We start from the raw sequence: 17,551 nt of genomic DNA on the forward strand, positions 1-17,551 counted from the left end.
CGCCTCCCCGAGCCGCCGCCCCCGGAACCGCCCCGCACCTGGTGGCGGCGTGTCGTGGACTACCTGGAGCTGAACACCTGGGAAGGGCGGGGGGCCTTCTGGCTCGTGCTGGCCGTGCTCGTCGTCGGCTTCTGGCCGCTGGCGGTGCTGGCGGTTTCGGACGTGAGCGGCACGGCCCGCCGGATGCTGGTCGCCGCCGGGCCCGCGTCCATCTGTCTGGGGTTCGCCGTCCTCATCCTGTGGTGTGGCCACCGGTACGGCGAAGGGCTTCAGTGGTCGCGCCGCCAGACGTGGGGACTGGCCGTGATGTTCCTGGGCCTGGGCCTGCTGGGCGGCCTGGGCCTGTGGTTCAGCGAGAGCTGAACCACGAAGCGGGGCCCTCTCAGCCCTGCTCCGCGCCCTCGAAGGTGACCTTCGCCTTGTTCATGACGTGCTCCACGGCGAGCAGGTACCAGCCCAGCTCGGCCAGGCGGCGGGTCGTCTCGGGCGACTCGCGCAGGGCGGCGTGGGCGTCCTCCGCGCTCAACCCGAAGGGCTCCACGTAGTCGCGGATCAGCTGCTCCAGCTTCTCCGGCGTGAGCTGCAGCTTCTCCGCCTCGGTGACGGCCTTCAGCGCGATGCCGATGTGCAACCGGCGCTCGGTGTCCGCGCGCGAGGTGGGGTCCGTGAGCCAGCCCTGGAGCGCTTCCTGCTGCTCGTCCACGTCGAAGTGGTAGGCGACCATGGCCTGACCCTCGGCCTGGACCCAGCGGCGGCGGAGCTCCTCCTCCACCAGCACCCGGGGAAGCTCCACTGGCGCGCGCCGGGCCACCTCGTCCAGGACCATGTCCTGGGCCCGAGCCCAGAGCTGCCCCGCGGCCTCGTCCTCCAGCTCCTCGCGGAGGTTGCCGAACACCTCTTCCAGCGTGCTGCCCATCCCCAGCTTCTGGAGGAACTCCGGGGAGCTGTCCGGAAGCATCGTCACCTGGTGGGCGCCGATGATGTCCACCAGGAAGCGGGCGGGCTTTCCCTGGAGGCCTTCGACCGGGTAGTCCGCCGGAAGCTCCAGGGCAATCTGCATGGACTCGCCCACCTTGCCGCCTTCCGCCAGGGCTTCGCAGAACCCGGGCAGCGCCTCGATGGGCGCCAGCTCCGTCGTCATGCCGAAGCGCGCGGAGAAGGGGATGAGCTTGCCGTCGCAATAGCCCACGATGTTGAGCTGGACGTCGTCGCCCGGCTCCAGCGCCTCGCCCTTCTGGCGCTCGCGCGTGGTGGCCAGGGCGCGGCGCTTCTCGTGGAAGGCGCGCAGCAGGTCCTCTTCCGTGAGGTCGTCCGGGGTGGGGACGCGCACGGCGATGCCCTCCAGGGAGGGGGCCTGCACGCTGGGAAGCTTGAGGGCTTCGGCGGAGACGCTGCTCACGACCGGGCTCATCTTCAACAGCCGCTCGACGCCGCGGCCAGATTTTGCAGGCCCTTGAGGGGGGGTCACGAATGCTCCCGGGAGATAGACGACGAGTCCGCGTCCGCGCCAATGGGGAACAAAGCGACGGCTCGGCATGGACTGAGATCTAGTCCAGCCGAGCCGCTCTGACAAACCGCGAGGGTTTGAACGCTTAGCTGAAGAAGGCGCCCACGATGCTGGACACCGTGGAGACCGCGGCGCCCACCTGGCTGACGATCGGGATGTTGGTGGCCGCGGCGATGGAGCCCACCGCGGTGATGACCGACGTCACCTTCTTGCCGACGCCCGCGTTCTTGTCCATCAGCGTCGCGCCCGCGTTGGCCACGTCCACCGCGGCGATGGCCACGTTGACGCCCGGAGCGAACCGGCCCAGCGCCTTGGCGGCGGTGCCCGCGGCGGCCTTCGCGCCCTGCTTGAGGGCGGCCTCACCGGCCTCGCGGCCCACCGTGGACAGCGCGGCCTTGGCGGCGGAGCGCGTCCCGCTGCCCAGGATGCCCTTGGCCAGCGTGCCGCCGGCCTTCGCGGCGTCGCCCGCGGCGGAGGTGACGGCGCGGCCCACGTTCTTCAGCGACGCGCCCTCCATGATGCCCTTGGTGGCGGCGCCCTTGACGGCCTTGAGCACGTCATCGCTGGCGTTGGGGAGCGCCTTCTTGAAGGTGTCGAAGGCCGCCTTGCCGGCGTCCAGCTTGCCCTTGAAGATGGTGCCGCCCAGCACGCCGCCCATCACCTTGCTGCCGACGATGCCGCCCGTCGCGGCGGTGATGGTGGACTTGGCCGCGTCCAGCGAGGAACGCGTGGCGGTGATGATGTCGTCCTTGCTGCCGGAGCGGATGGCCTGGCGGACGTCCTTGATGGCCGTGGCGCCCGCGGCCACCGCGCCGGGGATGCCCGCGTAGCGCATGGCGGCGCCCATCTGCGCGCCGAACTTGGTCAGCCCCTTGAAGCCCTGGGAGAAGGTCGGGTTGCGGACGAAGTCCAGGTTCGTCTTCCCGAGGATGCCCTGGGCGCCGTCCTTGATGTTCTTGATCTGCTGGAAGGCGTCCTTGCTGAAGTTGATCGCCTTGGACGCCTGGGTCGCGACCGCGATCCCGCCCTTCACGAGCTGCTTGTTGGCCTCGAAGGTCTGCTGGACGTTGGTGCGGACGGCGTTGAAGGTGCGCTTGATGTCGGGGAAACCCATGGTGGGCCTCGTAGGTTTGGAAGGGGCGGAACTTGAACTGATTATCGGACGCGGAGCGCGCGAGTTGCTTGAGACTGGTTTTCCACGACTACACGCGCGGGGCAGGTGCGGCACTTTTTTCAAGTGCCTGAAATCATTGCGTTCTGTGGGCTGCGCGTACGAAGGGCTCGCGCCGGAACGCCGCCGGGCCGGTGCCCTGCCAACGTTTGAACGCGCGGCTGAATGCCGGGACGCTCTCGTATCCCACACGGCCCGCGATGGTCTCCACCTTCTCGGGGGTGTCGCGAAGCAGCTCCGCGGCCCGCGCGATGCGCCAGCGCGCGAGGTACTGGAGCGGGGACTCGCCCACGAGCTCCGTGAAGCGCGCCGCGAACCCTGAGCGCGACATGCCCACGCGTCGCGCGAGCATTTTCCGTATTTGAATCAGGTCTATGCCGGGATGACTCCGCCAACCCTCGTCGTCGCGGGAGACGGAAACGACCGACGAGAACCCCGCGACGGTCGCAGCCGTCCAGCGGCTCACGTGGGCGTACCTCCAGACGGCGTTCCATCCCGACGATCCAGCCTGGCCCGTGGCGTGCGCGGAGTTGATGGCGCACCCGGCTCCGCGGGGACGGGTTGAAAGCAAATGAGGGCCTGGGGGAGGGCGGCCTGCCACAAGCGACCCGCCCTTCACCCGAGCGCGCGCAGCGTGTCCGCCACCCGGCGCAGGTCCTCCTCGAAGTGGACGCGCGCCTGGGCCCGCGCGCGCTCGTCCGGCATGCGCAGGAGCGCGGAGGGGTGGAAGGTCGCCATCCATGCCTTGGCCCAGGGCGTGTCGAAGATCTGCCCCCGGCTCTTGTTGATGCGGAAGCCCGGCCCCAGGAAGGACTGCGCCGCCGTGGCCCCGAGGCAGAGGATCATCTTCGGCTTCACCTGCGCCACCTCGGCGTCCAGCCACGCCTTGCACGCGAGCACCTCGCTCCGTCCGGGCTTCTCGTGCAGGCGCTGCTTCTCCTCGCCCGCCACCCACCCGAAGTGCTTCACCGCGTTGGTGACGTAGAGCTGCTCGCGCTCGAGGCCCACTTGCGCGAGCACCGTGTCGAGCAGCTGGCCCGCCGGACCGATGAAGGGCCTGCCCTCCCTGTCTTCCATGTCTCCAGGCTGCTCGCCCACGAGCATCAGCCGTGCCCCCGCCGGCCCTTCGCCGAACACCGTGCGTGTGGCCCGCTCGTGCAGCGGACAGGCCCGGCAGCCTTTCGCCGCCTGGGCGAGCGAGGCGAGGTCCCGGTGCTCGGGCAGGAAGCGGCTCGATTCGGAGACCTCAAGCTTCGGGGTCACCATGCGCGAGGTGCGCTGGGGCGCCTGGCGCACCAGCTCCGGAATGAGCCGGGTCTCGGGCAGCGTGGCCCAGTGCTTCTTGGGCATCTCCGCGCGCATGGCCCGCACGTTGAGCCGCGCTGGATTGAAGGTCGACGCGTAGTACGTCCCCCACATCTCCTCCAGCGCATCCCCCTCGGGCGCCTGCGAGCGCGGCACCCCCGGCCCGTACGTGAGCCCCTCCAGGTCCCAGGACACGCTCGCGTCCGGCGTGAGGATGCTCCAGCGCATGGAGGGGAAGCGCCGCGCGAAGAAGGGCGCCACGTAGCGCACGATGAGGTGCTCGGGCCGGTGCCACGCGATGAAGAACTCCTCGCCCTCGCGCTCCACCCGCCGGAAGCGCACGAAGGCCTTCATCTTGTGCGCGTCGCGCTGCACGCTCTTGGCCAGCATGAGCACACGGTGCACGTCCGCGTCGCTCTCGATCTCCAACAGCTTGCGCTCCCCACGCGTGAGCCGCCACAGCACCCGGTAGAGCAGCCCCCAACGCTCCGGCGAGCGGTGACATGCCACCTTCTCCGCCAGCTCCAGGAACGCTGGAGGCACCGACAGCCCCGACACGGGCGCGCTCGCGGGCACCACGTCCGGCGCGAGCAGCGAACCCTGTCCGAGCCCTTCCTCGGTGAACAGCACCTGCTCCGGGGACACGCCCCGGGCGAGCAGTCCGCGCGCGGCAGCGCGGAACGAGTCCAGGTCCCGCCCCACCTCCACCCGCATCAGAGCTCTCCGGTGAGCGCTTCCCGGGCGGAGGTGAACAGGGAGAGCTGGGTGGCGGGAGGTGTCACCCGCTCCACGAGCCGGGCCGAGTCGATGAGCCCCGTGGGCCGGTGGTCCGCCGTCACGATGAAGGGCTTCATGCGTGTGAGGGGCACGTGCAGCCGCCCCAGGTCCGCGAGCGTGATGCGGTGCCAGCGGCGGATGCGGAGGAGCCGGTCCACCGTGCGCACGCCCATGCCCGGGATGCGCAGCAGGTCCTCGCGCGGGGCGCGGTTCACATCCATGGGGAACAACTCCCGCCGGCGCAACGCCCACGCGAGCTTCGGATCCAGCTCCAGCGACAGGTCTGGCTGTTCAGGTGGCGCGAGCTCGTCCACGCGAAAGCCGTAGAAGCGCAGCAGCCAATCCGCCTGGTACAGCCGGTGCTCGCGCACGAGCGGCGGTGACTTCGCGGGCAGACGGGCGTCAACGAGCGGGATGGGGCTGTAGGCCGAGTAGTACACACGCTTGAGCTTGAAGCCCGTGTAGAGGCGGTTCGCGGTGTCGAGGATGGCCGCATCCGGCGTGGGCGTGGCGCCGACGATCATCTGCGTGCTCTGGCCCGCGGGGGCGAACTTCGGCGCCTTGGGGCTCTCCTTGCGCTCGGCCTTGGATTGCTCCACCCGGGTGGAGATCTCCTTCATCGTCCCGCCCGTGATGGCGAAGCTCTTCTCCGGCGCGAGCTTCTTCAGGTCGCCATCCGTCGGCAGCTCGATGTTGGCGCTCAGCCGGTCCGCGTACAGGCCCGCCTTGTCGATGAGTTCCTTCGACGCGCCCGGCACGGCCTTGAGGTGGATGTAGCCCTGGAAGCCGTGCACCTCGCGCAGCGTGCGCGTCACCTCGATGAGCTGCTCCATCGTGTAGTCCGGACTCTTGATGACGCCGGAGCTCAGGAACAGGCCCTCGATGTAGTTGCGCTTGTAGAAGTCGAGCGTGAGCTGCACCACCTCCGCGGGCGTGAAGCGCGCCCGGACGGTGTCACTGGAGATGCGGTTGATGCAGTACTGGCAATCGTAGATGCAGAAGTTGGTGAGCAAGATCTTGAGCAGCGACACGCACCGGCCATCCGGCGTGTAGCTGTGGCAGATGCCCATGCCCTCGACGCTGCCGAGCCCTTCCTTCTCCGCCTTGCGTTTGCCGCCGCTGCTCGAACACGAGGCGTCGTACTTGGCGGCATCGGCGAGGATTTCCAACTTCTTGCGTACGTCCATGGAGGCAAACCTAGTGCTCACCCCTGACGCGTGACGCAGCGGGAAGCCTTGGCAAGCAGGGTGACGAGGGCTGCTCTTCCGCCTGCCTGAACAGCCGGACGGTCACTCCTTCAGGAACGTGCCGTGGAAGCCCAGTGGCAGCGCGCGGGGCAGCGTGGCGAGCGCCACGGGCCCATCGTCGAGGTGCTCCGCGTCGAAGGCCGCCAGGCGCGTGTGGCCGCGCGTGCAGTCCAGTGACGTGCCCAGCAGCCAGCCCTGGCCCTCCCGTGACCCCGTGGGCACGAAGAGGTGCTCCTCGGCGATGATGCCCGGGCCGTAGTCGAAGCGCTGCACCCGGTCGCGCTCGACGTCGATGCGGGCGATGACGCCCCCGTGCGGGAGCACCGCGTCCTCGCCCTCCAGCACGACGAAGTGCGCGCTCCCACGCCGTCCCGGGACGCGAGGGTCCACGACCGGGAACTCCGCGCCATGGGGGCTGCGGAGGATGCGGCCCTGGCCGGCGCCCAGGGGAATCTCCAGCTGTGCCAGCCGCGCCGGGGGGCGATCCTTCACCCGGCCCTGGATGTCCTCGTCCACCGTCAGGTGCATGAAGTGCGAGTCCTCGTACCAGCAGGCGTACGCGCGCAGCCGGTCTCCGTCCTCCCACGCATGGCCGAAGTGGAAGACGAAGCCCGCGGGCAGTTCCCGGCGCACGACGCGCGTCAGGTCCGCCTTGTCCACCACGAGCACCGTCGTCCCCAGCGACGGCTGCCAGGCCTCCTTGTCGAACCACGTCAGGTCGCGCCTGGCGTCCCACAGCAGCGGCGCGAGCACCACGACGAGGTGGCGCTCCGTCTGCGCGAAGGCGTGCGCATAACCCGGGATGGGCATGGGCATGTTCGCGAACTGGAGCATTCGCCCGTCGGCGCTGAAGTGGTACAGCAGCAGCAGGCCCTGCTCACCGGCGTACGGTGCGAGCCCGAAGTTCCAATAGCTGCCGTCGCGCTCGGTCAACGGGTGCGCGGAGAAGGGGACGCCGGTCAGCTCCTCGGACCAGTCCTTCGTGCCGCGCGTCTCGAGTGTCTCCGGGTCCAGCCGGTACGCGGAGCCCGCCTCCCAGAGCGCGAGCAACTCGCCACCCACCATGAGCACCGACGTATTGGCCGCGTTGTAGGCATCGTTGCCGCGCGCGGGCAGCTCGGTGGTGCCCAGCGCGTAGTGGCCCAGTCGCTCCTCGTTCTGGAACTTGAAGGTCGACACGAAGCGCCCATGGTGCGTGACGCCGCGGGATGAGACGCGGAAGGACTGCACCATGCCGTCGCCGTCGAACCAATGACGCACACGCTGGCCCGCGCGCTCCAGGCGGGCGGGGCCATTGCGGTACAGCGTGCCGTGGAGCGCGTCCGGGAAGCGGCCCTTCACGCGCGCGTCCACGGGCGCCAGCGCCGCCGACGTCACCGAGCGCCACCCCAGGGCCCAGTCAGGGGCCGGGGGCGGCGCGGCGGCGGGACGCGGGCCCGAGGCGCAGCCGGTGAGCATCGCGGCCCCCATCCCCTTCAACAGTGTGCGGCGGTCCATGGCGCGAGTCCTCAGAACACCGTCAGGGTGAGCACCGTGCCGTCGGCGGCCAGCGTGAACTTCGCCTCATCGAAGCTGGGCTTGCCGCGCGCGCCTACGTTGTTGCTGAAGCCGTAGCCCTCCTTGGGGATGCCAATGAAGTTGGTGTCGAGTTTGTTGTTGTCATTGGCATCATGGAAAAGGCTCACGGCATAGGTGCCCGGCGCGAGGTCCGGGATGGTGACGGTCACCTTCGCGTCCTTCACCTCCACGGTGCGAACGGCCATGGGCTTGCCCTTGTCGTTGAACGACGCCGCGTCGGCGTGCACGGCGATGAGGACGTGGCCCGTCTTCTTCGTCAGGCCTTGGATGTCCAGGGTGAGCGTCGCGGCGTGAGCGTTGGCGGCCAGCAGCAGCAGGGAAGCGGCGAGAAGGGTCTTCATGGTTGGGCCTCGGGTGTGGCGGGTGAACTCGAGGCAATATGAAGGGCCGTATCAGGGTGCACATGTGCCTGAAGTCACATGCGGACGCTTTCTTTCTGGAGGCGTACCCAGCGCATTCCAACGAGGGCTGCGCTCGGAGGCATCACTTCCGGTTCGCGCAGAAAGGGGCGTCGAAGGTTCCCGACAAACCCGTCGTCATTCCGTCGGATTTTCCCTGGACCTGGACATCGAAGCTTCCAACGAGCTGGGCCGTCGTAGCGGTCGTCAGGTTGATGCTCCCGCTGGTGGCCACCGCGAGTGTCTCCGTTCCTCCGTCCGTGAGACGCTGCTGGATCTGGACGAACCCGGGGCCGGTGGCGCTGCCGACCTCGAATGTCCCTGCCGCAGGGGGGCCAATGACCGAGACCGTCAGGAAGCGGGACGGCGGAAGGACATAGCCGGCGTCCGCGGGGGTCGTGCAGAGCCCGGAGAGGTCGCTGTCGGACAGGATGGCAATCGAGAAAGAGGTCCCGCCGTCGGGGCCGCGCGGCAGGAGTTCGCCGGACCAGGTCACCGGGAAGGCCTTGTCGCCCTGCAAGGATCCCACGCCCTCCGTCTGTTCCGACTTGGAGCCACAGGCAGGAAGGAAGAGCAATCCAATGACGGGAAGGAGGTTCAAGCGCATGGGGCGTACTCGATGAGCGGATCGGGTGTTCTGAGGAGTCTATACGAGCAGCGGGAGTGCAGTCCGGCCACTGCGCGTACGGGCGAACGGCCAAGGTGCAGAGGCATGCAGCAGCCTCAACCTGTCCACCGAAGCGGGTGACGCTCAAAGTAGCATTCCACCGCCCGGGTAGACGGGCTTGGGGTGCCACCGCGCCGCCTGTCATTCGCGTCCGCCCTGCGCGGACGAGAGGTCCCTCATGAAGCTGGTTGGAATGATCTCCTCGCTGCTCTGCGCCCTCCTGCTCTGCATGCCGGGGCTTGCGCGCGCGCAGACGACCGCCTCGCTGTGGAACGGCACCACGGCGCCATCTCCCGCGCAGCTCGACCCGGACACCACGGCCGTGGAGGTGGGGGTGCGCTTCCAGAGCGCGGCCCCCGGTGTCCTCGACAAGGTGCGCTTCTACCGGGATCCGCTCGTGCCCCTCGCTACCTGCGTGGTGCACGTGTGGAGCGCGAGCGGTGCACTGCTCGCCTCCGGCGTCTGGGTGGGGGAGGGCGGGCCGCACGCGGGTTGGGTGACGCTGGATCTCTATCCGGACATCCCCCTGGCGGCGGACACCGAATACGTCGTCTCCTACTTCGCGCCCCAGGGGCGCTACACCGTTACCGAGGGCTTCTTCGCCAGCGGCTACAGCGCCGGGGTGCTGTCGGTGCCCGCGAGCGGCGGGGTCTTCGCGTACGGGCCGAGCGGCACCTTCCCGGCGGAGACGTGGAACCAGTCCAACTATTGGGTGGAGCCCATCGTCAAGCTGGCGCCTCCGGAGACGCCGCTGTTCGCGCGGGCCTATCCCGGCAACAACGCCGCCGCGGTGCGCTGGGATGCCGCGTCGGGGGCCCAGACGTATTCGGTCCTGCGCGCCACCTTGGAGGCCGGGCCCTACCAGCCGGTGGCGTCGGGCCTCACGCGGACGGCCTGGCTGGACACCTCCGCCAGCAATGGCGTCGCGTACTTCTACCAGGTGCGCGCGTCCAACACGTACGGCACCAGCGCTGCGTCCTACCGGGCCACGGTGACGCCGGCGCCCACCGCCTACAGCCTGTGGCAGACGCCCGCGCCCTCCGGCGTCTTCGCGTCCGACGACACGGCCGGCGTGGAGCTGGGGGTGCGCTTCAAGAGCGACGTGCCGGGCATCGTCGACGCCGTGCGCTTCTACCGGGACCCGGGTGCGCCGCTGGAGAAGCGCGTGGTGCACCTGTGGGACGCGCAGGGCGTCCTGCTGGCCACGGGCCTCTTCGTGGGGGAGGGCGGGCCGGGGAGCGGCTGGCAGACGGTGGATCTGTACCCGGACGTGGCCGTGCAGGAGAACACGGCGTACACCGTGTCGTACTACGCGCCGGCGGGTGGCTACACCGTGGCCTCGCAGGCCTTCGTCATCTCGTACTACGCCCAGCCGCTGCACGTGCAGGCGGACGGTGGCGTCTTCGCCTACGGGCCCGAGGGCACCTTCCCCACGCTGAGCTGGGAGAGCTCCAACTACTGGGTGGAGCCCGTCTTCCGCGTTCGCTGATCACCGCAACCCCGTATCCTTTTTCGCCCGTCGCGTGTCTCTCCGGCATGAGCACTGAGTCACCAGACCCGCTGGGAGACGCCGTCAAGGCCTCCTGGCGCCGTTTCCTCGATACCTACGAGCCCCTGCGCCCGGACCTCTACCGGTATTGCCGGCAGCTGACGCGCAGCCCCTGGGATGCCGAGGACATGGCCCAGGAGACGATGGCCCGGGCGTTCGCGAGCCTCGGCATCATGGCGGAGCCACCGCGCAGCCCGCGGGCGTGGCTCTTCCGGGTCGCGAGCAACCTGTGGCTCAACCGGATGCGGCAGGCGCGAGAGGTACCGGCCACCGGCGGCGGCGTCGATGTCCCGGAGCCGGCAACGCGCGCTGAGCCTCGCGCGACACGTGAGGCCGCGGGGACGTTGCTCTCGCAGCTCTCGCCGCAAGAGCGGGCCGCGGTCGTGCTCAAGGATGCCTTCGGGATGTCACTCGAGGAGACCGCCGAGGCGCTCTCCACCACGACCGGAGCCATCAAGGCCGCCCTGCACCGGGGGCGGTCGAAGCTGGTGACGCCGGAACCGGAAGCGCCGGCGCCGGTGGCTCCCGCCGTCCTCAACGCTTTCTGCGACGCCTTCAACGCGCGGGACCTCGATCGTCTCACGGCGCTCCTGCTCGATACGGCGACCCTGGAGTATCCGGGCTTCAAGATCGAGTCCGGGGCCCAGGCGGTCCGCGACGGTTCACTCCAGGGAACGCTCTTCGGCTGTCCCGAAGGCGGCTACGTGCTCGTGGATCCGCCTCGTTGCGAACTCCGCGCGCACCGGGGCGAATCACTCTTCCTCTGGTGGTCGGGAGACGAAGTGCATGCTGTCGTGCGGGTCGAGCTGGATGGCGACCGCATCGCGCGGCTGCGGAACTACTTCCACGCGCCCGAGGCCCTGACCGAGGTCTGTCGCGAGCTCGACGTCCCTTTCCGCACGCACGGCTATGGCCCTGCTGCCTCGCCCTGAAGGAACTGCCATGACCATCCACACCGTCAAATCCGCCGATGGGACGTCCATCGCGTTCGAGACCACCGGCAAGGGTCCACCGCTCATCCTGGTGGGCGGAGCGTTTTGCGACCGCACGGCGCCGACCTCGGGAACACCGCTGGCGGCCCTGCTGGCGCATCGCTTCACCGTGTTCAGCTACGACCGGCGCGGCCGTGGGGACAGCGGGGACTCGCCGCCTCATGCGCTCGAAAGGGAAGTGGAGGACGTCGCGGCGGTCATCACGGCCGCCGGTGGATCCGCCGCCGTGTTCGGCAACTCGTCGGGCGGCCTCCTGGCCCTCGATGCCGCGGCGCAAGGACTCCCGATCCCGAAGCTCGTCGTCTATGAGCCTCCCGTCATCCTCGATGCGGATCGGGCCAGAGCGTTTGAAGGCCTCGCGAAGCAGCTCGACGAGGCCGTCGCGGGGAACCGGCGTACGGAGGCCGTCGAGCTGTACTTCACGAAGGTGATGCAGATGCCCGAGCCCGCCGTCGCGCGGCTGCGCAAGGCACCGATGTGGGCGGGCCTCGAGCACCTCGCGCACACGCTGAGCTACGACCTGCTCATCACGGCCCGTGGCCCCTCGCGTCTCGAGCAGCTGTCGGCCGTCCGCGCAGCGACGCTCGTCATGGAGGGAGGTTCGAGCCCGGGCTGGATGCGCGAGGCGATCCAGACACTCGCACGGGCCATTCCCAACGCACGCCACCGCACGCTGGAGGGACAGACGCACGCCGTCGACCCCAAGGCGCTCACCCAAGCGTTGGAGGAATTCCTGGGCGAATGAGTTCAGGCGGTGGCGGCCGGATCCTCTACTGTGAGCGGATGAGGACCGTGAACGAATGGAAGGCAACGCTGCGCGCCGCGCTGAAGGATGCACTGCGCACCCGAAACGCATCCGCCTCGGCGGTCCTTCGGGAGACGCTCGCAGCCATCGACAATGCCGAGGCGCCCGACATGAGCGTCGCGCCTGAATCAGACGGTGGAGCCATCGCCGGCAGCACGGCGGGACTCGGGAGTGGGGAAGTGGCTCGACTGCTTTTGTCCCCGGAGGCGGTGGAGGCTCTCATCCAGCGCGAAATCCAAGAGCGCCGCGACGCGGTGGCGCTCTACACCCAGCTCGGCAGGTCCGAAGAGGCCCTCACGCTGAAGGCCCAGCTGGAGGTGCTCTTGGCGCTCATCGGATAGCGCGGGAGGACTTCGGGCTGTCACTCGAGGAGACCGCCGAGGCGCTCTCCACCACGACCAGAGCCATCAAAGCCTCGCTGTACAGGCCCTCAATGAGGGCCGGGCAAGAGCGTTTGACGACCTCACTCACGCGCTGAGCCACGACCTTCGCGAATGAGCTCAGAAAAGTCGGGCGCTGACGATGCAGGCCCGCGTCAGGGAGTGGCTGCGGGGCTGGTGGGCTGGGGCCACAGCGTCGGAGCGTCGACGCCCTGGACGCGCACCAGACTCTTCTGCGTCTGGCTGTCGAACACCTGGGCCGTGCGGCCCGCTTCGCTCAGGGACACGATGAGCACCATCGCGCCCCGCGCTTGAAGCATGAGGCGCTCTCCCTGCTGAGCCGCCAGTGGCTCCGGCGACACCAGAGCACCGTCGCGTTCCCAGCGCAGGGGCAGGCTCGCGAAGTTCGAATCATCCTCAGGGTCCCTCGCGACTCGGTAGTGCAGGACAGCTCCCGGTGTCGGCAAGGTCCGCCAAGCCTCCTCGTCGGTCGGGTCCTCGATCAGGGTGGTCTCCAACGTGTGGGCCAGTGCCTTGTCCGAAGGCTTTCCTGGCAGCGCGCCGGACGACGACACCGTTTGATCAAGCATCTTCTTCGCGGCATCGAGTTCGCTGACGTCGGGAGCATCCTGCGAGCCGAAGCTGCTCACCTTGGTCTCGATGCGCTTCCACGCTGCCCCCTCCATCCGGTAGGCGAACGCGAGCCCCGGGGCGTTCTCGGCATTGGAACTACCATCCGCGACCGGGTAGCGCTGCCCTTCAAACGTAAGGAACCGCCCGCCGCCTTCTCCAGATTCCGGTGTGCGCTGAACGTAGACGTCCGCAACAAGTGCCTGGGGCCGGCCCTGTGTGTCGAAACCCAGCTGCACCAGTGACGGCCCTTCCTTGCCCTCGACGGGTGCCCCCCCAGGCAGTGAGGAGAGATCGAACTTCTTGATGCTCCTGGTCGTGAAGTCCACGCGCCAGGCAAGGGGCGCGGTCCGCTCACCCATGGCGGCGCTGAACGCAAGGCCCTCGGTCGCTGGGGGGTTCCAGGACAACCCGGTCTCGTCGCATGCCGCGTCAAAGGCGAAGCGCTGGGGCTCCCCCGTGGGGAGTGGCTGTCGCACCCATTCACAGCGCTGGGGCCCCACGGATACAAGGTATGACAAGGCTGGACCCAGCTCCGCTTTGTTCGCGGGCGCGGGAGCGGAGGCCTTGGCAGGCGCGGGAGCGTTCGAGTCCGCCGTGGAGGGTGGGTTGGATTTGCATCCGGACAAGGCAAACGTGAAGGCAACCAACATACGAGACCAGCGATTCGAAGACATGGATTTCCTCCATCCAGAAAGCGCTTCCGCGTCTGGCCAGGGATTGCGTATTGATGTTATGCTAGCAAAAAATTCAGCGAGGGCGTTGTATGACTCTACTCAATACGTCCATATCACTGTTCCTGCTGGCCGCCGCGCCCGCCATGGCGGACTCTTCGTCCCCAGGTCTACGGCTGCACGAGGGCCATCCCGCGGGTTTCAAGGTGGACGGCGCGCTCAGTGAGTGGAAGGCGTTGCCTCCTTCGCTGTCCCTCGGGGGGGAGCAGCGGGTGGCAGGAACCTCCCAGGTCACCTCGCCGCAGGATCTTTCCGCCCAGCTGTGGGTGGCGGTGGGGCATGAAGGACTCGCCATGGCGGGCGAGATACACGACGACCGCGTGTTCCTGTCCGCCACGCCCGAGCAGATCCACCACGACCACCTGGAACTGTGGCTGGCGCTGCCCCAGCCCGAAATGCCGCCGCTTGCCTTCGTCAACCAGTTTGGTGAGCACCCGCTCGCGACCGCTGACGCCTGCGATGATGCGGAGGTCGTGACCTCGGGCGACCCCGCAGCGTGCCGCGCGTGGTGGAAGAAGCAGACGGAGCGCCGCAAGCAGTTGGTGCGCCCCTTCATCGCCCAGTATGGGCTGATGTCCGGAGGGGTGGTGCATTTCGGCAAGAAGGGGACGGTAGGCCCTATTCGCTACGAGTTGATGGACGGCGGCTACCGCTTCGAGGCGCTCATTCCCGCGAGCGCCTTTCCCCGCTCGGCCGAGGCCCCGCTGCGCAACCTCAAAGTCCTGGTGAGCCTGGTCGATAACGACGAGAACAAGAACAAACTCGAAACATTCTTGTCGTCTGTCACGGGCCAGCGCTTCGGCGATCCCAGCACGTTCCAGGCGGTGAAGCTCGCCCAGCCATTGCGTTTTGGGGCCTGGCCGGAGTTGTTCGAGCGGGTGTTGAAGGCCAATGAGCGCGGTTCCTATCAACCGGGACCGGACGTGCGAACGTTCGAGGTCTGGCTCAATCCCGCCAGGGGCTATCAATACTCGCCGGAGGCCCCGAGCCCCGAGGTGGTGAGCGTCGACCTCTCCAAGATGGAGCCCCAGGCCTCGCTCAATGACATCGAGGTCCTGACAGTGCCCGCGCAGGTGGAACCCACCGGGAGTCTGGGCCACTGGCTGGTGTCCCGCCGCGACAAGGCCTTGCTGGACACGCGATACAGTGGCACACGAACCGTGCTCAACACGCGGCGGCCGCCCGGACTGCACCTGCTGCTGGTGACCGAAGGGACTCAATCCCTCCTGGGGACCGGGACATGTGGTGCCTGCCCCATGGTGTCCTTCGAGGTCGTGCCCATGGACGAGCGCGGAAAGTTCGCGCAATCCATGTCGCTGGAGGGCGCCGCGAGCCAGGGGGACAAGGTGGAATGGGATGCGTCGCTGGACCTGTCGCGCATTGACGCCTTCATCGCGCCAGCCGAAGGCAAGTCCAGACAGCTCGACGCCCGCTATACGTGGAACGCCAAGACGGGCCGCTACGACGAGAAGCGCTTCGAGCCGCCTGGCACGCCGTAGTGCTCCCGGGAGTTTGGAAGTTCCGACGGAAGTCATGCAGCAATACAAGTGAGGGGACTGCAGTGACCTATAGGATCGCGAACTCGCTCGACCAGTTGCGAAACGAATTGAACCGGTGTGCGCCCTCACGCGGCAAATCATGTGATGGCTGGATTGGCGATGCTGCCCATGCAGCTCGCGAGAGTGACCACAACCCCTGGGTGAAGGATGGAGCCACGGGGATCGTCACCGCGTGTGACTTCACACACGATCCCGCGGGCGGAGCGAACATGGACAACTTCGTGGCGCAACTGGTCGAGCGCCGCGATCCTCGCATCAAGTACATCATCTGGAACGAGAAGATCTGGCGCTCCTATGCCAGGCGTGGCGTATCCGCATGGGCCCCGCAGCGCTACACGGGGGAGAACCGCCACACGAAGCACGCTCACGTCTCCGTGAGTGAGAAGAAGGCACTGTACGATTTGACCACGTCCTGGGGCATCACGCGGATGTCGAAGATCGAGGGCACCCAGAGCGTTGCCGTCCCTCTTCAGCCACAGCGAGAGCCCTCGTCGCCTGCGCGGCCGGCCACGGCGCATACATTCGAGGCCTATCGCGAGGGCATGACCCTGGGCGCGCGAACGCTGAAGGAGGGGCTCGCGGGCAACGATGTCAAATGGCTCCAGGCGAAGCTGGGGGTCCGCGCGGATGGTCTCTTCGGGCCCGTCACGGATGACTCCGTCCACGAGTGGCAGCGCACACATGGCCTGGTGGCGGACGGGCTCGTGGGACCACTGACCTGGAAGGCGCTCCTGAGCGGTCAGTCACGGTTCGCGAGCAGCCCCCCGAGTCAGGGTCCCAAGCTTCGGCCGCTGCAACAGATCACGCCGCCGGATGTCGCGGCTCCGGTGGGGCGCGCGGTCGCGGGCAGGGACTTCACCAAGAATGGCCGTCACTTTCCCAGCCGTGATGGATACCCGCTCTTTGCCCAGGGATACAACAGCGCCACGAGGAAGAACGAAACCTGGAGCACCATCGTCATCGCGAGCAAGAGTGAGAAGAGTGTCTCCCAGATTGGCTGCGCCATGACCGCGGTCACCATGGCGGTCAGTGGCATCACCGGGCAAATGTATACACCGGACGACATGGCCCACTTCATGCTCAAGAATCATGGCTTCAACTCAGGTGGAAGCATCCTCGACTGGGACAAGTTGGGCCGGATCGCGAAGCCAGAGGTGGACATCAAGCGTCTGACGGGTTTCAAGGCCCCGGAGATAGACCGCGAACTGGCCGCAGGACGGCCCGTGGTGGTCCATGTGGACTACTACACTCGAAACGGTGGCAAGAACCCTGGCAGGTACGATGGCGAAGGAGATCACTGGATCCTCATCACCAGCCGAGCCTCGGCCAATTGCTACCAGGCCAGTGATCCCGCCGGTGGCAAGTTCCTCACGTTGCATGCGATGAAGGATGGCCGGCTGGAAGGCGACGGCCTCACCAAACACGGCACCCGCTACCGCACCGTCGGCAACGCCGCCACGTTCAGCCGGGGCCCGGCCCGAGGGAAGGTCGTCCCGGCGACGCTCTCGGCCGCAGTGGCAGCCGCAGCCGCCGTGGGGCGCGCGGCCGGGCAGTTCAAGCCCAAGGTGGCGGCTTCAGTTGCCAGGCAGCCCGCATCCCCCCTGGTTCGCCCTGCCACGTCCAAGGTCGCCCTGCCTTCGTTCCAGGGGGCGGACCGCGCGGGGACCGTCCGGGCCATCCGGGAGGAGTGCATCCGCCAGGGAGTAAGGCTTCCGACCCAGATTGCCTATGTGCTCGCCACGGTGGAGCACGAGACGGGCGACACCTTCAAGCCCATCGAAGAGGCCAGCTACATGACAACGAAGGAGGCCGCCGCGTACCTCAGGGGCAAGAAATACCATCCCTATCACGGGCGCGGATACGTGCAGTTGACGTGGAAGCGCAACTACCAGAAGTACAGTGACCTCCTCGGCCTGGACCTGGTCCGTCACCCGGAACTGCTCTTGCAGCCCAATGTGTCGCTCTTTATCCTGGTGCATGGGATGAAGACGGGGGCTTTCACCTCGAAGAAGCTGTCGGACTACCTCACGGCGTCCCACGCCAACTTGCACGACGCCTTCCGCCGTGCACGCGCCATCATCAATGGCACGGACAGTGCGTCCGCCATCGCGGATCACGCCATGGCCTGGATGAAGTCCAATGAGCTCAAGAGAGTGGCGTAGGGCACCACGCCAGTTCACCGAGGCCTGGAGATCGCCTCGCGCATGTCCGTCGGCGCGCGACCGAGCAGTTTCCGCAGGGTGGAATCGGCC

At 67.9% G+C, this 17,551-nt stretch carries 16 protein-coding genes; 7 read left to right on the forward strand and 9 right to left on the reverse strand.

Translation table 11 applies throughout. From position 1 onward, the window contains the following. On the forward strand, positions 1–363 hold a 363-nt coding region (locus D7W81_RS18505), incomplete at its 5' end, for a hypothetical protein (RefSeq protein WP_244227278.1). A gap of 19 nt (positions 364–382) precedes the next feature. Here the strand turns inward: D7W81_RS18505 and D7W81_RS18510 are convergent. From D7W81_RS18510 to D7W81_RS18550, 8 genes are all read right to left on the reverse strand, one after another. Further along, positions 383–1,399 (reverse strand): trigger factor, encoded by a 1,017-nt coding sequence (locus D7W81_RS18510; protein WP_244227279.1) that lies wholly within the window; start codon positions 1,397–1,399, stop codon positions 383–385. 193 nt (positions 1,400–1,592) lie between these two features. Next, entirely contained in the window at positions 1,593–2,621 is a 1,029-nt protein-coding gene (locus D7W81_RS18515; RefSeq protein ID WP_120556722.1) for a hypothetical protein, read from the reverse strand. A gap of 133 nt (positions 2,622–2,754) precedes the next feature. Next, a complete protein-coding gene (locus tag D7W81_RS18520; RefSeq protein ID WP_244227280.1) occupies positions 2,755–3,144 on the reverse strand; it encodes a helix-turn-helix domain-containing protein in 390 nt (129 codons plus the stop codon). Between the two features lie 149 nt (positions 3,145–3,293). Beyond that, positions 3,294–4,697 carry a UdgX family uracil-DNA binding protein gene (locus D7W81_RS18530; protein ID WP_120556723.1) on the reverse strand — a complete coding sequence of 468 codons (1,404 nt, stop codon included), beginning with the start codon at positions 4,695–4,697 and terminating at the stop codon, positions 3,294–3,296. Next, positions 4,697–5,947 carry a putative DNA modification/repair radical SAM protein gene (locus D7W81_RS18535; protein ID WP_120556724.1) on the reverse strand — a complete coding sequence of 417 codons (1,251 nt, stop codon included), beginning with the start codon at positions 5,945–5,947 and terminating at the stop codon, positions 4,697–4,699. The genes D7W81_RS18530 and D7W81_RS18535 overlap by 1 nt, the downstream gene beginning before the upstream one ends. A 102-nt stretch (positions 5,948–6,049) precedes the next feature. Next, positions 6,050–7,504 carry a carotenoid oxygenase family protein gene (locus D7W81_RS18540; protein ID WP_120556725.1) on the reverse strand — a complete coding sequence of 485 codons (1,455 nt, stop codon included), beginning with the start codon at positions 7,502–7,504 and terminating at the stop codon, positions 6,050–6,052. A gap of 11 nt (positions 7,505–7,515) precedes the next feature. Then, the gene (locus D7W81_RS18545; RefSeq protein ID WP_120556726.1) at positions 7,516–7,926 is read right to left on the reverse strand and encodes a DUF2141 domain-containing protein; all 411 of its coding nucleotides are present in this window, start codon (positions 7,924–7,926) and stop codon (positions 7,516–7,518) included. A gap of 142 nt (positions 7,927–8,068) precedes the next feature. Further along, the gene (locus tag D7W81_RS18550) at positions 8,069–8,503 is read right to left on the reverse strand and encodes a hypothetical protein (RefSeq protein WP_147445523.1); all 435 of its coding nucleotides are present in this window, start codon (positions 8,501–8,503) and stop codon (positions 8,069–8,071) included. A gap of 325 nt (positions 8,504–8,828) precedes the next feature. Here D7W81_RS18550 and D7W81_RS18555 point away from each other — a divergent pair, with 325 nt between their 5' ends. The 4 genes from D7W81_RS18555 to D7W81_RS18570 are packed head-to-tail and all read left to right on the forward strand — an operon-like array spanning position 8,829 to position 12,337. After that, a complete protein-coding gene (locus tag D7W81_RS18555) occupies positions 8,829–10,139 on the forward strand; it encodes a DUF4082 domain-containing protein (protein WP_120556728.1) in 1,311 nt (436 codons plus the stop codon). Positions 10,140–10,186: 47 nt separating this feature from the next. Beyond that, entirely contained in the window at positions 10,187–11,131 is a 945-nt protein-coding gene (locus tag D7W81_RS18560) for an RNA polymerase sigma factor (protein WP_120556729.1), read from the forward strand. Positions 11,132–11,141: 10 nt separating this feature from the next. Continuing rightward, positions 11,142–11,936, forward strand: a complete 795-nt coding sequence (locus D7W81_RS18565) for an alpha/beta fold hydrolase (protein WP_120556730.1) — start codon at positions 11,142–11,144, stop codon at positions 11,934–11,936. Between the two features lie 38 nt (positions 11,937–11,974). After that, positions 11,975–12,337, forward strand: coding sequence for a GatB/YqeY domain-containing protein (locus D7W81_RS18570; protein WP_120556744.1), 363 nt, complete (start codon positions 11,975–11,977; stop codon positions 12,335–12,337). A 194-nt stretch (positions 12,338–12,531) separates the two neighbouring features. Here D7W81_RS18570 and D7W81_RS18575 read toward each other — a convergent pair whose 3' ends face one another. Then, a complete protein-coding gene (locus tag D7W81_RS18575) occupies positions 12,532–13,368 on the reverse strand; it encodes a hypothetical protein (RefSeq protein WP_147445524.1) in 837 nt (278 codons plus the stop codon). Between the two features lie 404 nt (positions 13,369–13,772). Between D7W81_RS18575 and D7W81_RS18580 the strand changes: the two genes are divergently transcribed. Both D7W81_RS18580 and D7W81_RS18585 read left to right on the forward strand, forming a co-directional pair. Beyond that, the gene (locus tag D7W81_RS18580; RefSeq protein ID WP_147445525.1) at positions 13,773–15,239 is read left to right on the forward strand and encodes a hypothetical protein; all 1,467 of its coding nucleotides are present in this window, start codon (positions 13,773–13,775) and stop codon (positions 15,237–15,239) included. A 269-nt stretch (positions 15,240–15,508) separates the two neighbouring features. After that, the gene (locus tag D7W81_RS18585; RefSeq protein WP_147445526.1) at positions 15,509–17,461 is read left to right on the forward strand and encodes a peptidoglycan-binding protein; all 1,953 of its coding nucleotides are present in this window, start codon (positions 15,509–15,511) and stop codon (positions 17,459–17,461) included. Positions 17,462–17,551: the final 90 nt, after the last annotated feature.

The sequence above is a fragment of the Corallococcus aberystwythensis genome (genome assembly GCF_003612165.1).
GTDB classification, from domain to species: domain Bacteria; phylum Myxococcota; class Myxococcia; order Myxococcales; family Myxococcaceae; genus Corallococcus; species Corallococcus aberystwythensis.